The following is a 14,932-nucleotide window of genomic DNA, read 5'->3' as shown; positions in this document are numbered from 1 at the left end:
GGTGCCATGGCCGCTGCCGTCACCGCTTTTGTCGTCTCCTCCGTCGCGTCTTCCGTCACCCTTGCCCGAGGACGTCGCGTAATTCAGGCGCGATGTCGAAGAGTGCTGCGTGGCGCAACGGTGAGTAATGCCGCAACCGTTGAAGCGGAGCGGGCAGCGGGGTGGACGCCAGTGCGCCAATTTCGCGCATGCCGAGCGTGTCGCTGGCCAGTGCGAGCGCCCATTGCGTGCCATAGAGCGGCACGTAGGCAGTCATCGGCTGCACATGGACGAACACCGAGCGCAACGCGTCGAGCATGCGACGCACCCGAGCGCCTTCGAACCACGGGGCGCCGAGTTGCAGCGCGATGCCGCCGCGTGGGGCGAGCAGGGAGCGGACGTTGCTGAAGAACGGCGCGTCGTGCAGGGGAGCGGCGTCGCCATCGGCTTCGGTGAGGTCGAAGATCACGGCGTCGAATCGTTCGCCCTTCGCCATGGCGGCCTCCACGAGATCCCGTGCGTCCCCGACGACGAGTGTCGTGCGCGGATCGTCGAACGCGCCATCGGGCAGCGTCGGCATGTGGTGCAGGATGGCTGTGGGCACCTGTGCGTCGAGCTCCGCAATTACGACTTCCTTGACGCTGGCGTGACGCAGGACTTCCCGCGCCGAGCCGCCATCGCCCCCGCCGAGGATGAGCACGCGTTGCGCGTCGCCATGCGCAAGCAGGAGCGGGTGCACCATGCATTCATGGCAGATGTGAGCGTCCGCCAGCGACGCCATGAAGCGGCCGTCGAGCCGATATGCCCGCCCAAGATCGCCGAACGCCGGTAAATTCACGATTTCGATGTGCTGATGCGCCGATGTCGCCGCGTAGACGGTGCGCCCTGCGAACGTATAGCCTGCCCACGGGCCGAGCGGCGCGGCAAACGACGCGCTCGCAAGTGTCGGGCCGGGCGTTTCATGGCCGGAATCGGCGGTGAGGGTGTCGCGTTTGGTGGGCATCGGTAAGACAACTTCCTCTAATTTGTGTCGATCACGTCACTTCTTCGCATGATTCCACGTTCCCGTGCTTTGAGGAAGTTCGCCGCGATCGACCCGGGCAAGGAGCGATTCTGGTAAAATCTTGGTCTTTTCCCGCATTTGAATTTCGCGCGGCAGCTCGCGGCAACGGGGCACGCCCGCTCTTCCGGCTGGTCACCATGACGAACTCCTCTCCTGCTACGGCTGCGCTGATGGCCTCCGCCATTCGCGTCCTTTCCATGGACGCGGTCCAACAGGCCAACTCCGGTCACCCTGGCGCGCCGATGGGCATGGCCGATATCGCGGTCGCTCTCTGGGGCCGCCATCTCAAGCACAACCCGGTCAATCCGCACTGGGCCGATCGCGACCGCTTCGTCCTGTCGAACGGCCACGGCTCGATGCTGATCTACTCGTTGTTGCATCTCACGGGTTACGACCTGCCGATCGAAGAGCTCAAGCACTTCCGTCAGTTGCACAGCAAGACGCCGGGTCACCCGGAAGTGGGTATCACCCCGGGCGTCGAGACGACCACGGGGCCGCTGGGGCAGGGCATTACCAACGCCGTGGGCTTCGCACTCGCCGAAGCACTGCTCGCCAAGGAATTCAACCGTCCCGGCCACGACGTCGTCGACCACTATACGTATGCATTCCTCGGCGATGGCTGCCTGATGGAAGGCATCTCGCACGAAGCCTGCTCGCTGGCCGGCACGCTGCGTCTGAACAAGCTCATCGCACTGTACGACGATAACGGCATCTCGATCGATGGTGACGTCGAGTACTGGTTTGCCGACGATACGCCGAAGCGCTTCGAGGCATATGGCTGGAACGTGATTCGCGGTATCGATGGTCACGATGCCGACGCGGTCGATGCCGCCATTGCGCAAGCCAAGAAGTCGGATCGTCCGACGCTGATTTGCTGCAAGACGCTGATCGGCAAGGGTGCGCCGAATAAGGAAGGCGGGCACGACGTGCACGGCGCGCCGCTGGGCGCCGACGAAATCGCGGCGACGCGTGCTGCGCTGGGCTGGAATCTGCCGCCGTTCGAAGTGCCGGCCGAAGTCTACGCCGCGTGGGATGCGAAGGCCGCCGGTCAACAAGCCGAAGCCGCCTGGAACGCGCGTTTCGCTGCCTATCGCAGCGAGTTCCCCGAGCAAGCTGCCGAATTCGAGCGTCGTATGAAGGGTGAACTGCCGGGCGACTTCAAGTCGGCTGCGGCGGCGCTCATCGCCAAGACCAACGAAAAAGCAGAGACGGTGGCGACGCGCAAGGCTTCGCAACTGGCTATCGAAGGTCTCGCCGCAGTGCTGCCGGAATTCCTGGGCGGCTCGGCCGATCTGACAGGCTCGAACCTGACGAACTGGAAGGCCAGCAAGGCCGTTCGCGCTAATGCGGAAGGCGTGCAGTTCGGCAACCACATCAACTATGGTGTGCGCGAATTCGGCATGAGCGCAATCATGAACGGCATTGCACTGCACGGCGGCTACATCCCGTTCGGCGGCACGTTCCTGACGTTCTCCGATTACAGCCGCAATGCACTGCGCATGGCGGCGCTCATGAAGCTGCGCTCGATCTTCGTGTTCACGCACGACTCGATTGGCCTGGGTGAAGACGGCCCGACGCACCAGTCGATCGAGCATGTCTCGAGCCTGCGCCTGATCCCGCAAATGGACGTGTGGCGTCCGTGCGATACGACGGAAACGGCGGCCGCCTGGGTGGCCGCGGTGGAGCGTCAGGACGGTCCGTCGAGCCTGGTGCTCAGCCGTCAGAATCTGCCATTCGTGTCGCGCAGCGATGCGCAGATTGCGGATATCCGTCGTGGCGGCTATGTGCTGCGTGACGCAGCCAACGCGCAGATCGTGCTGATTGCGACCGGTTCGGAAATGGATCTGGCCCTCAAGGGCGCCGACGTGCTGGCTGCCGAGGGCATCGCTGCGCGCGTGGTGTCCATGCCGTCGACCAACGTGTTCGACCGTCAGGACAAGGCCTATCGCGAGAGCGTGCTGCCGCGCGGCGTGCCGCGTGTGGCCATCGAAGCCGGCGTGACGGCGTTCTGGCACAAGTACGTCGGCCTGGAAGGCGGCGTGGTCGGCATCGATACCTTTGGCGAGTCGGCTCCGGCCGGCGTGCTGTTCAAACACTTCGGCTTCACCGTCGACCATGTGGTCGCGACGGTCAAGTCCGTGCTTGGCTGATTTCGTTAGACCCTACGGAGATACCCCCATGACCATTCGCGTCGCTATTAACGGCTACGGCCGTATCGGCCGCAACGTACTGCGTGCCCACTACGAAGGCGGTAAGAAGCACGACATCGAAATCGTTGCCATCAACGACCTCGGTAACGCGCAGACCAACGCTCACCTCACGCAATACGACACGGCGCACGGCAAGTTCCCGGGCACCGTGACGGTCGATGGCGACTACATGGTCGTCAACGGCGACAAGATCCGCGTGCTGGCCAACCGCAACCCGGCCGAACTGCCGTGGGGCGAGCTGGGCGTGGACGTCGTACTCGAGTGCACGGGCTTTTTCACCACGAAGGAAAAGGCCAGCGCTCACCTGAAGGGCGGCGCGAAGAAGGTCATCATCTCGGCCCCGGGCGGCAAGGATGTGGACGCCACCGTGGTGTTCGGTGTGAACGAAGGCGTGCTCAAGTCGACCGACACGGTCATCTCGAACGCTTCGTGCACCACGAACTGCCTGGCACCGCTGGTCAAGCCGCTGCATGACAAGATCGGTCTGGAAACGGGTCTGATGACGACCGTTCACGCTTACACGAACGATCAGGTGCTGACCGACGTCTACCACGAAGACCTGCGTCGTGCCCGCTCGGCCACGATGAGCATGATCCCGACGAAGACGGGCGCCGCTTCGGCTGTCGGTCTGGTGCTGCCGGAACTCAATGGCAAGCTCGACGGCTACGCCATCCGCGTGCCGACGATCAACGTTTCGATCGTCGATCTGTCGTTCATCGCCAAGCGCGACACGACGGTGGACGAAGTCAACGCGATTCTGAAGGAAGCCGCTGAGGGTTCGCTCAAGGCCATCGCGACGTACAACACGGCACCGCTGGTGTCGGTCGACTTCAACCACAACCCGGCATCGTCGAACTTCGACGGCACGCTGACGAAGGTTTCGGGTCGTCTGGTGAAGGTCAGCTCGTGGTACGACAACGAGTGGGGCTTCTCGAACCGTATGCTCGACACCACTGTCGCGCTGATGGCTGCGAAGTAATCGGCGGTACGGAAGCAAAAAAGCCGCTGTCGAGAGACAGCGGCTTTTTTTATTGTGGTGACCCGTCCTGAAATAGGTTGACACTTTTTCGACACATCGAAGAGGTGGCAAATGGAGCAAGGGATCAAGCAAACGCAGCGGGACTACAGCTTGGCTTTTAAGTTGTCGGTGGTGGAGCAGGTTGAAAAAGGGCGAGTTGACGTACAAAGAAGCCCAACGACGCTATGGAATTCAGGGCCGCTCTACAGTGCAGGTATGGTTACGTAAGCACCACCCAAATGGCACGAACAGTCTGTGCGTATCTACAACAACGAGCGGCCACATACAGCGCTCAAATACAAAACGCCCGATGCGGTGCATCGAGCGTTTTACGCATAACTTACTGTCAGCTTATTTCGGGACTTGCCGTGGACGGTTCGCGTGCGAGAGATGCATTCGATGTGCCTCGGGCTGCGACGCAATGTCAGGTGCGGCGTGCGCGCGTCGTACGTAGCAAGCCCAGGAGAACGCCCGAGATGGCGCCGACGACCAGGCCGCCGATGCCGAAGTACAACTTGCGCGGAAACACCGGGCTCGCGTCGATCTGGATATTGCTCACAACACGAGTGTTGTACGACTGATCCGGCGCGAGGAGCTGAGAGACCCGATAGCGGCTGTCGTTCAATGCCGCCCGCTCAGTGCGGCTACTTTGCAATGCGCCCAGTGCCAGCAGCGAATCCGTATTCTTGGAGTGCGCAAGCGCCGCATTCAACTGCTCTTGCGCTTTTGTGTTGGATTCGATGGCAGCATCGATCACGCTCAGCTGTTGCCTGGGCAACGCGCGAGCGCGCTCGAGAATGGCGGCGTGTTCGGTTTCGACATGTTGTGCGGCCACCGTCAACACTTGTTGTGCTTCTTCAGGCGAGCGTCCGCGCGCGGTTATCTCGACGTAGGCCGTGCCCGGCATGGTGCGCGCTTTCAGCGCGCCCCATGCCGTCATGCGACGCAAGGCGTCCACGTCGCCTTGCATTTTCGGGAATACGTCAGCCATGACCTTGTCGCGGAAGGTGCTGAGCTGAATTCGACCGACGGTTTGCTGAAGCGATTCGATCAGTGGGCCGTCGGGACCCACGACGGGCGAGCCCGCGGCGCGGCCGATTTGCAGAGTCACCGTGCCCTGCCACTGCTTGTGAATCGCAAAAGTGCCGGCAATCCCGATCACAGCACCTAATACAGCCAGGCCGGCGATCATTTTCAGATTTTCGCGAATGAATCCGAGAACATCTGCGAACGAAATTTCGTCTGCGTCATTCTGTGCCATGTCGTTGGGCAAATCTTCGTGGGTCATAGGGAGGCCAAGCGTTAATGCGGTCCCGTGAAGACGCAAGTCGCGTCTCAACGTTATTGACGGGGGAATATTGTAGACGATGCGCTTCGGCGCTCAGTTCACTTAGATTGCGCGCGATAGGAAAAATCCCAGAATGCCTTCGCGGGAAAGCACTCTGGCAAAGTCTCTTTTAATTTTTTTGACGATGCGGGCAGGGATCCTTCGTGCAGCTGCCATACATGGCGAGCGAGTGTTCCTGGAGCGCGAAACCGCGTTCCTTGGCGATCAGCTTCTGGCGGCGTTCGATTTCCGCGTCGAAGAATTCCTCGACCCGGCCGCAATCCATGCATACGAGGTGGTCGTGGTGGTGGCCTTCGTTCAGCTCGAAAACGGCCTTGCCGGATTCAAAGTTGCTGCGCGACAATAGCCCGGCCTGCTCGAATTGCGTCAGCACACGGTAAACCGTGGCCAGACCAATATCGAGATTTTCGCCGAGCAGATGACGATATACGTCTTCAGCGGTCAAGTGGCGCACCTCACTGTTCTGGAAGATTTCCAGAATCTTGAGGCGCGGAAGCGTGGCTTTCAGTCCGATATTTTTCAGATCGGCGGGATTCGGCATCGCTCTACGTCCCTAGAGTACAATACAGCCCCAATAATAATGCCTTTTTGCCTTGCCCGGGCGCAAACCGGGGCAAACGGGACGGTTGTGCCGTCAACGGGGGCGATGTGGCGGCGCGCCCGGCGTGCCGGATTCAAGTTCGATTTTTTTGAAAGCGAGTCAGATTTGCGTCGTTATCTCTCCCTTCCGTTCTCCGTCTGCGCGGCCGCAGCCTTTCTGGCATTGGCGGGCTGCTCGACGTACGACAGCGTGACCGACAAAGTGATCGGCGTCGTCACGCCGTATCGAATCAACATCGTTCAGGGTAACTTCGTCTCGAAGGAAGCCTACGAGCAGCTCCAGGCGGGCATGACGCGCGATCAGGTCCGTCAACTGCTCGGCACACCGCTGCTCACCGATATCTTCCACGCGAATCGCTGGGATTACGTCTTCTACTTCAAGCGCGGTAACGCGTCGGTGGTGCAGGAGCGTCACCTGAAGGTGTATTTCGAAGGGGATGCGCTCGCTCGCTGGGAAGGTGGCGAGAACCTGCCGACCGAATATCAGCTGGTGCAGGAAATCGACGGCCAGAAGGGAAAGCCAGTGAAGACCGAAGCGCCGGCCCCGTCGACCGCTAGTGCCGCAGCGGCTGAAGCTGCAGTGCCGAGCGCAGCGCCGACCGACGTTGCCACCGTATCGACGGACGCTGCGGCAGCCAACGTCGCCGCTGCCGCCAAGCCGGCCCCGCAGTTGACCCCGTCAGCGACGCCGACGGCACCCGTGACCGGCGCAGCCGGTGCCGGGATGGGTTCCGGCCTCGTTCCCTCGCCGCGCGTGACGTCCGGCGGTGGCCTGTTCACTGCCCCGCAATAAGTCTCGGTAAGCCCCGGTAAGCCGCAGAACGACCGTAGAAAGTAGACGAAAGACTCACCATGATGAAGATTGCGATTGCTGGCGCCTCCGGCCGTATGGGCCGGATGCTGATCGAAACCGTACTCGCGGCGGACGATGCCGAACTCGTTGGCGCGCTCGACCGCGAAGGCAGCCCCGCGCTCGGCATCGATGCCGGGGCATTCCTGGGTCGCGACACGGGGGTGAAGATCACGTCGGACCTCGACGCCGCGCTGGCCAATGCCGAATACCTGATCGATTTCACGCGCCCCGAAGGCACGCTGGCCCATCTGGCGGCCGCCGAGAAGCACGGCGTGAAGATGATTGTCGGCACGACTGGTTTCTCCGACGCCGACAAGGCGCTGCTGGCCAAGGGCGCAGAGCGTGTTGCGGTCGTCTTTGCGCCGAACATGAGCGTGGGCGTGAATGCGACGTTCAAGCTGCTCGAAATCGCCGCCAAGATCCTGAACACGGGCTACGACATCGAGATCATCGAAGCGCACCACCGTCACAAGGTCGATGCCCCGTCGGGCACGGCGTTGCGCATGGGCGAAGTCGTGGCGCAGGCGCTGGGCCGAGACCTGAAGGAATGCGCCATTTACGGCCGCGAGGGCGTCACCGGCGAGCGCGATCCGTCCACCATTGGTTTCGCCACCGTGCGCGGCGGCGATATCGTGGGCGATCACACGGTGCTGTTTGCCGGCATCGGCGAGCGCATCGAAATCACGCATAAATCGTCGAGCCGACTGTCGTATGCGCAGGGCTCGCTGCGCGCCGCGCGCTTCCTCGCGCAACACAAGACCGGTCTGTTCGACATGCAGGACGTGCTGGGCCTGCGCTGATCCCGCAGGGTGTTGCACCGGGGTGGCCGGTTAGCCGGTGGTGTGGCAGCGTGTCGGATGACGCGTTGTCGGTGCCACCGGTAGCATCTTCCGGTCAACGGTCCTTTACCTACCCGACGCAACCCTCGGCGCAACCCCGACGCAGAACCCGGCGGCCACGCCTCGTGGCCGACTTCACGCCGGATGGCGGCGCCTTGCCCGCAGACCGGAAGCCAAAGTGACGCAAACGTCACGCCCCCTCGCCAACGTCACGCCGAATCGACCTCCGGCGGCGTTATAATCATCGTTTTCCCCGGATCCGCCCCGTAAATTCTGCGTACCGCGCACCTGATGCCGCGTACCGACGGAGCCGAAGCCGAGCCGAATCCTATCCGCCGACCCATCATGCAAGAAAAATACGTTCCCGCCGACGTCGAAGCCACCGCCCAGTCACACTGGCAGGCCATCGATGCCTACAAGACCACCGAACGCGCGGACAAACCGAAATTCTATTGCGTCTCGATGCTGCCGTACCCGTCGGGCAAGCTGCATATGGGGCACGTGCGCAACTACACCATCAACGACGTGATGTACCGTCAGATGCGCATGCGCGGCTACAACGTGCTGATGCCGATGGGTTGGGACGCCTTCGGCATGCCTGCGGAGAACGCCGCGATGGCCAACGGCGTGCCGCCGGCCAAGTGGACGTACGACAACATCGAGTACATGAAGAAGCAGATGCAGGCGATGGGCCTGGCGATCGACTGGTCGCGCGAAGTCGCCACCTGCAAGCCGGAGTACTACCGCTGGAACCAGTGGCTGTTCCTGAAGATGCTCGAAAAGGGCGTCGTGTATCTGAAGACGGGCACGGTCAACTGGGACCCGATCGATCAGACCGTGCTCGCCAACGAGCAGGTGATCGACGGTCGTGGCTGGCGCTCGGGCGCGCTTGTCGAAAAGCGCGAAATTCCGATGTATTACATGCGTATCACCGAGTATGCCGACGAACTGCTCGGCGACCTGGATGACCTCGGCTGGCCCGAGCGCGTGAAGGTGATGCAGCAGAACTGGATCGGCAAGAGCTTCGGCGTGAACTTCGGCTTCCCGTACGAACTCGACGGCGAGCAAAAGCTGCTTCGTGTGTTCACCACGCGTGCCGATACGATCATGGGCGTGACGTTCGCCGCCATCGCAGCGGAGCACCCGCTGGCAACGCGTCTGGCTGCGGATCGCCCGGATTTGCAGGCGTTCATCGCCGAGTGCAAGCAGGGCGGCGTGGCTGAGGCCGACATCGCCACGATGGAAAAGAAGGGCATGCCCACGGGCTTCTTCGTGACGCATCCGCTCACGGGCGACAAGGTCGAAGTCTGGATCGGCAACTACGTGTTGATGGGCTACGGCGAAGGCGCCGTGATGGGCGTGCCGGCCCACGACGAGCGCGATTTCGCGTTCGCCCGCAAGTACGATCTGCCGATTCGTCAGGTGGTGGCCGTCGAAGGCCAGACGTACTCCACGGATGCCTGGCAAGCCTGGTACGGCGAGAAGGAAGGCACGCTGATCAACAGCGGCAAGTACGATGGCCTGAGCTTTGCGGCCGCCGTCGACGCCATCGCTGCCGACCTCAAGGCGCAGGGCGTGGGCGACAAGCAAGTCACGTTCCGCCTGCGCGACTGGGGTATTTCGCGTCAGCGCTACTGGGGCACGCCGATCCCCATCATTCACTGCGAGACGTGCGGCGCCGTGCCGGTCCCCGAAAAGGACCTGCCGGTCGTGCTGCCCGAAGACCTCGTGCCGGACGGCACCGGCAACCCGCTGGCCAAGTCCGAAGCGTTCCTCAAGTGCGATTGCCCGAAGTGCGGCAAGCCGGCGCGCCGTGAGACGGACACGATGGACACGTTCGTGGATTCGTCGTGGTATTTCTCGCGCTACGCCTGCCCGGACGCCAAGACCATGGTCGACGAGCGCACCGATTACTGGATGCCGATGGATCAGTACATCGGCGGTATCGAGCACGCGATTCTGCACTTGCTCTACTCGCGCTTCTGGACCAAGGTCATGCGCGATCTGGGGCTGGTGAGCTTCAAGGAACCGGCGCAGAACCTGCTCACGCAGGGCATGGTGCTCAACGAGACGTTCTATCGCGAAGATGCCGCGGGCAAGAAGACCTGGTTCAACCCGCTCGACGTGCAGGTTCAGTTCGACGACAAGGGCCGTCCGGTCGGTGCGACCTCGAAGGCCGACGGTGCGGACGTGACGCTCGGTGGCATCGAGAAGATGTCGAAGTCGAAGAACAACGGCGTCGATCCGCAATCGCTGATCGATTCGTATGGGGCGGACACGGCGCGTCTGTTCGTGATGTTCGCCGCCCCGCCGGAGCAACAGCTCGAATGGTCGGGCGCCGGTGTGGAGGGCGCCAGCCGGTTCCTGCGTCGTCTGTGGGGCTTCGGTCAGTCGCACGCCGCGTTGCTGCGTCAGGCGGATGCGGCCATCGACACGGCCAATCCGGCGGCACAGGCGCTGCGTCTCGAAATCCACAGCGTGCTCAAGCAAGCCAACTACGACTACCAGCGGGTGCAGTACAACACGGTCGTGTCGGCAGCGATGAAGATGCTCAACGCCATCGAGAGCGACAAGGGGGCGGCCGGTGCCGGTGCAGTGCGCGAGTGCTACGGCATTCTGCTGCGCGTGCTGTATCCCGTGGTGCCGCACGTCACGCATGGCCTGTGGGTGGAGCTGGGCTACGCCGCACAATCGGGCGATCTGCTCGACGCCGCGTGGCCGGAAGTCGACGAAGCGGCGCTGGTGCAGGACGAAATCGAACTCGTGCTGCAAGTGGCCGGCAAGGTGCGCGGCGCGGTGCGCGTGGCGAAGGACGCCTCGCGTGAAGCCATCGAACAGGCGGCACTCGCACACGCAATGACCGCCAAGTTCGGTGAAGGCAAGCCGGTGAAGAAGGTGATCGTCGTGCCGGGCCGTCTTGTGAACGTCGTGGTCTGATCCGTCGGTATTCGTTGATAGTTGCGCAGTCGCGTAATCGTGTATTCGCAAGCCCCGGGGCGGCGGCCGCCGCCACCGGTGAAGTTCAAGTTTGGCCAGAAGAGGGCACACTCCGTGCAAATGACATCCGGGCAACGAAGCGTCGGCGTGACGCGCAGGGTTTTCGGCTGGATCGCGTTACTGGCGACCGCATTGACGCTGAGCGCTTGCGGCTTCCAGTTGCGCGGGGCGAGCGAGTACGCGTTCCATCGTCTGTACATTTCGGGCGGCGGTCAGATGGCGGTCGATATCTCGCGATACATCCGCTACGGCAGCAAAGGCACCGTGGTCGTCACCGATCCGAAAGATGCGGACGCGCGACTGGAGATCGTGGGCATTAGCAACACCCGTACCGCGGTCAGTCTGGATTCGAACGGTCAGGCGCGCGAGTATGAAATGCGCAGCGCGTTCACGTTCCAGCTCGTAACGCCGGACGGCCGCCCCATCATTCCGTTGACGACGATTCGCCTGGTGCGCAACCTGCCGTACAGCGACAACGAGACGACCGCGCGCGACACCGAAGCGGCGCTGCTCAATCGCGATATGCAGAAGGACGCCGTCGATCAGATCATTCGACGCATGGAAGCGGTGAAGTCCATGCCGGAAACCAAGCGCGAAGAGTAATTCCGAACCGTTCGCAGGCACACACCGACAGTCATCATGCAATTGCGGCCCGACGCGCTCGACGCGCACCTCGCCAAAACCCTCTTGCCGGTCTACACGATCTACGGCGACGAGAGCCTGCTCGTGCAGGAGGCGGTGGATCGCGTGCGTGCGGCGGCGCGAGCGGGCGGGTACACCGAGCGCGACGTGCTGAGTGTCGAGCGCAGCTTCGATTGGGGGGCGCTCGCCAATGCCGGGCAATCGATGTCGCTCTTTGGCGATCGCAAGCTCATCGAACTGCGCATTCCCGGCGGCAAGCCGGGCAAGGACGGCGGCGCGGCGCTCAAGGCGCATGCCGATGCCGCCAATAGCGATGTACTGACCATCATCACGCTTCCCCGACTCGACGCGGCCGCCAGCAAGTCCGACTGGTTCACGTCGCTCGATCGCGTGGGTGTGACGGTGAAGGTCGATCCGGTCGACCGTGCGCGTTTGCCGGACTGGATCGCCCAGCGACTCGGTGCGCAAGGGCAGCGGGTCGAAGCCGGTGAGCCGGGACGGCGCGTGCTGCAATTCATTGCGGATCGCGTCGAAGGCAACCTTCTCGCCGCGCATCAGGAAATTCAGAAGCTGGGCCTGCTGTATCCGTCGGGGGTGCTGACATTCGAGCAAGTGCAGGATGCCGTGCTCAACGTTGCTCGCTACGATGTCTTCAAGCTCAGCGAAGCCGTGCTCTCGGGCGACGTGGCGCGTCTGGTGCGCATGCTCGACGGCCTGCGCGGGGAGGGCGAGGCCGCACCGCTCGTGTTGTGGGCGCTGACGGAAGAGGTCCGGACGCTCGCCAAGATCACGCGTGGCATGGCGTCGGGCAAACCGCTTGCCATGCTGCTGCGCGAGTACCGCGTCTGGGGCCCGCGCGAGCGTCTGATGGAACAGGCGGCCAATCGCGTCACCGCCCCCATGCTCGCGCAGGCGCTGCAACTGGCTGCCCGTCTTGACCGGCAGGTCAAGGGCCTGCGCGCCGACGGGCTGCCGGGCGACCCGTGGGACGGCATGCTGCAACTTGGCTTGCTGCTCGCCGGCGAGCGACCGCCGATGGCGCGCTCCGCGCGCGCGCCTCGCCCGGCGCACGCGTAGATCGCGCCCGACATTCCCATCTGAGCGTATTGCCGTCTTGGGCCGTCTTGGGCCGTCTTGGACCGTCATGGGCCGCCATGGCTCCCGAGACACGGGAGACGCGCCAGCAAGGCCTGCGTAATTGACGGACAATCTTGCGCAACGCAGGCGACATGCCAGCGGCGCCCTCCGCGTTTATCGAACGCGGTGCGCACCGAGAGTCAATAGAACAAGCGTCAACAGAACCCATCGGCGAGACGATCGCCACCATTGAAGCCGACGATATGGATATCAACGTGGATATCAAAGCCTACATGCAGTCGCTGGGCCAACGCGCGCGCGAAGCCTCGCGTGCGATGGCGCGCGCCGATACCGCTGCCAAGAACCGCGCCTTGCTCGCGATTGCCGACGCCATCGAGCGTGAAGGCGCGAGCTTGCAGGAAGTGAACCGCCGCGACCTCGAGCGCGCACGGGCCAACGGTCAGGATGCTGCGTTCATCGACCGTCTCACGCTGTCCGACAAAGCCCTGCGTACGATGATCGAAGGGTTGCGCCAGATTGCGAGCCTGTCGGACCCGATCGGTGAAATCGGCAACGTGCGTGTGCAGCCGAGCGGCATTCAGGTCGGCCAGATGCGGGTGCCGCTGGGCGTTATCGGCATCATTTACGAATCGCGTCCCAATGTGACCATCGACGCCGCTGCGCTTTGTCTCAAGTCGGGCAACGCCACCATCCTGCGCGGCGGCTCGGAGGCCATCGAGAGCAATACGGCGCTGGCGGCGCTTATCGCCGATGCGCTGGCCGCCACCGGCCTGCCCGGCGACGCCGTGCAGGTCGTGAGCACGCCGGATCGTGCGGCGGTCGGCGAGCTCATCACCATGACGGAATACGTGGACGTGATCGTGCCGCGCGGCGGCAAGAGCCTGATCGCGCGTCTGATGCAGGACGCGCGCGTGCCGATGATCAAGCACCTCGACGGCATCTGTCACGTCTATGTCGACGCGCAGGCCGACCCGGCCAAGGCGCTGGCGATCTGCGAGAACGCGAAGACGCATCGCTACGGCACCTGCAACACCATGGAGACGTTGCTCATCGATCAGCGCGCCATCGACCAGTTGCCCGCCATCGCGCGCATGTTCCAGAGCAAGCAGGTCGAATTGCGGGGGTGCGAGCGCACGCTCGCCGCATTGGCGCAAGCCGGCGTGAGCGGCGCCATCGCGGCAACCGAGGAAGACTGGTCGACGGAGTACCTTGCGCCGGTGCTGGCCATCCGGATCGTCGACGGCATGGCAGCGGCCATCGCCCACATCAACCGTTATGGCTCGCATCACACCGACGCCATCGTGACCGAGAACTACACCGACGCCATGCAGTTCCTGCGCGAAGTAGACTCGGCCAGCGTGATGATCAACGCGAGCACGCGTTTTGCCGACGGGTTCGAGTTCGGTCTCGGTGCGGAAATCGGTATCTCCAACGACAAGCTGCACGCACGTGGCCCGGTGGGTCTCGAAGGGCTCACGAGCCTGAAGTATGTCGTGTTCGGTCACGGTGAAGTCCGCCAATGAAACGACAAGTGCTCGGCCCGGCCGACTTTCTGACAATGCCGTGGAAGAACGGTCAGGGTGTCACGACGGAACTCGCCGTGGCGCGTCGACCCGGCGAAGACGGTTTCGACTGGCGTATCAGCACGGCCACGGTGGCTGCACCCGGCCCGTTCTCTGTGTTTGCTGGCATTGACCGGTCGCTCGCTATCGTCCGGGGCGGCACGCTTACGCTCAACGTGCAGGGGCATCCGGATGTCACGTTAACGACGCACACGCCGCCCTACGCCTTCGCCGGGGAACTGGCCGTGAGCAGCACGCCGGTACTCGATGTGCCCGGCGTGCCGATTGACGACTTCAACGTCATGACACGTCGCGGCGAATGGCGGCACACGCTGACACAACATCGTCTCGAAGGGCAGACGCTGACCTGGACGCTGTCGGTGCATACCGCCGTGGCGTTTCTCTACTGCGCACACGGCGAGGTGCGCGTCGCCTTCGGCGATGCGCAGACGACGATCGCGGCGGGTCATGCGCTGCTGATCAACGAGATGAACGAGATCGACCGTACCGAAGGTGGCCTCAACTGCGAATTGCAGGCCGTCGGCGCGGCCACAGACGTCTTCCTCACCACCCTCGCGCGCCACTGACGTCGCACTGACGCCACTGACGTCCTCGACGTCACTGATCCGCGAGCGCCACATCGCAGCCTGTGCCCGGCCCCGCCGGGCACAGGCTCGCACGTCAGCATCCCCGCCCGCGCGACGCGCCAATGCCCGCCGGATC

At 63.3% G+C, this 14,932-nt stretch carries 12 protein-coding genes and 2 pseudogenes; 11 read left to right on the top strand and 3 right to left on the bottom strand.

Annotation, left to right across the window (positions count from 1 at the left end):
• Window positions 1-55: 55 nt before the first annotated feature.
• Window positions 56-982: a spermine/spermidine synthase domain-containing protein gene (locus PCA31118_RS13130; protein ID WP_150625609.1), complete on the bottom strand. Its 927-nt coding sequence runs from the start codon at window positions 980-982 to the stop codon at window positions 56-58.
• 197 nt (window positions 983-1,179) lie between these two features.
• Here PCA31118_RS13130 and tkt point away from each other — a divergent pair, with 197 nt between their 5' ends.
• From tkt to PCA31118_RS27665, 4 genes and pseudogenes are all read left to right on the top strand, one after another.
• Window positions 1,180-3,192, top strand: a complete 2,013-nt coding sequence (tkt, locus tag PCA31118_RS13125; RefSeq protein ID WP_150625608.1) for a transketolase — start codon at window positions 1,180-1,182, stop codon at window positions 3,190-3,192.
• Window positions 3,193-3,220: 28 nt separating this feature from the next.
• Window positions 3,221-4,231 (top strand): type I glyceraldehyde-3-phosphate dehydrogenase, encoded by a 1,011-nt coding sequence (gene gap / locus PCA31118_RS13120; protein WP_044457102.1) that lies wholly within the window; start codon window positions 3,221-3,223, stop codon window positions 4,229-4,231.
• A 111-nt stretch (window positions 4,232-4,342) separates the two neighbouring features.
• Window positions 4,343-4,502 (top strand): annotated as a pseudogene (locus tag PCA31118_RS13115) (helix-turn-helix domain-containing protein); the annotation flags it as partial.
• 20 nt (window positions 4,503-4,522) lie between these two features.
• Window positions 4,523-4,609: pseudogene (locus tag PCA31118_RS27665) on the top strand (hypothetical protein); the annotation flags it as partial.
• A gap of 85 nt (window positions 4,610-4,694) precedes the next feature.
• Here the strand turns inward: PCA31118_RS27665 and PCA31118_RS13105 are convergent.
• Both PCA31118_RS13105 and fur read right to left on the bottom strand, forming a co-directional pair.
• The gene (locus PCA31118_RS13105) at window positions 4,695-5,597 is read right to left on the bottom strand and encodes a GumC domain-containing protein (RefSeq protein ID WP_150625607.1); all 903 of its coding nucleotides are present in this window, start codon (window positions 5,595-5,597) and stop codon (window positions 4,695-4,697) included.
• Between the two features lie 130 nt (window positions 5,598-5,727).
• Window positions 5,728-6,159, bottom strand: coding sequence for a ferric iron uptake transcriptional regulator (gene fur, locus PCA31118_RS13100; protein ID WP_039393197.1), 432 nt, complete (start codon window positions 6,157-6,159; stop codon window positions 5,728-5,730).
• A 165-nt stretch (window positions 6,160-6,324) separates the two neighbouring features.
• On the opposite strand from fur, the gene PCA31118_RS13095 reads away from it, so the two are divergent.
• From PCA31118_RS13095 to PCA31118_RS13065, 7 genes are all read left to right on the top strand, one after another.
• Window positions 6,325-7,011, top strand: coding sequence for an outer membrane protein assembly factor BamE (locus PCA31118_RS13095; protein ID WP_246190208.1), 687 nt, complete (start codon window positions 6,325-6,327; stop codon window positions 7,009-7,011).
• Window positions 7,012-7,073: 62 nt separating this feature from the next.
• Window positions 7,074-7,871 (top strand): 4-hydroxy-tetrahydrodipicolinate reductase, encoded by a 798-nt coding sequence (dapB, locus tag PCA31118_RS13090; protein ID WP_150625693.1) that lies wholly within the window; start codon window positions 7,074-7,076, stop codon window positions 7,869-7,871.
• 384 nt (window positions 7,872-8,255) lie between these two features.
• A complete protein-coding gene (gene leuS, locus PCA31118_RS13085) occupies window positions 8,256-10,847 on the top strand; it encodes a leucine--tRNA ligase (protein ID WP_150625606.1) in 2,592 nt (863 codons plus the stop codon).
• 147 nt (window positions 10,848-10,994) lie between these two features.
• Entirely contained in the window at window positions 10,995-11,510 is a 516-nt protein-coding gene (locus tag PCA31118_RS13080) for an LPS-assembly lipoprotein LptE (protein ID WP_174990450.1), read from the top strand.
• A 36-nt stretch (window positions 11,511-11,546) separates the two neighbouring features.
• Window positions 11,547-12,626, top strand: a complete 1,080-nt coding sequence (gene holA / locus PCA31118_RS13075; RefSeq protein WP_150625604.1) for a DNA polymerase III subunit delta — start codon at window positions 11,547-11,549, stop codon at window positions 12,624-12,626.
• 275 nt (window positions 12,627-12,901) lie between these two features.
• Window positions 12,902-14,170, top strand: coding sequence for a glutamate-5-semialdehyde dehydrogenase (locus tag PCA31118_RS13070; RefSeq protein ID WP_150625603.1), 1,269 nt, complete (start codon window positions 12,902-12,904; stop codon window positions 14,168-14,170).
• On the top strand, window positions 14,167-14,796 hold the full coding sequence (locus tag PCA31118_RS13065; protein WP_150625602.1) for a HutD/Ves family protein: 630 nt from the start codon (window positions 14,167-14,169) through the stop codon (window positions 14,794-14,796). The genes PCA31118_RS13070 and PCA31118_RS13065 overlap by 4 nt, the downstream gene beginning before the upstream one ends.
• The last annotated feature ends 136 nt before the right edge of the window (window positions 14,797-14,932 follow it).

This window comes from Pandoraea captiosa (genome assembly GCF_902459775.1).
GTDB lineage: Bacteria > Pseudomonadota > Gammaproteobacteria > Burkholderiales > Burkholderiaceae > Pandoraea > Pandoraea captiosa.
This window is presented reverse-complemented; position numbering and strand designations above follow the sequence as displayed.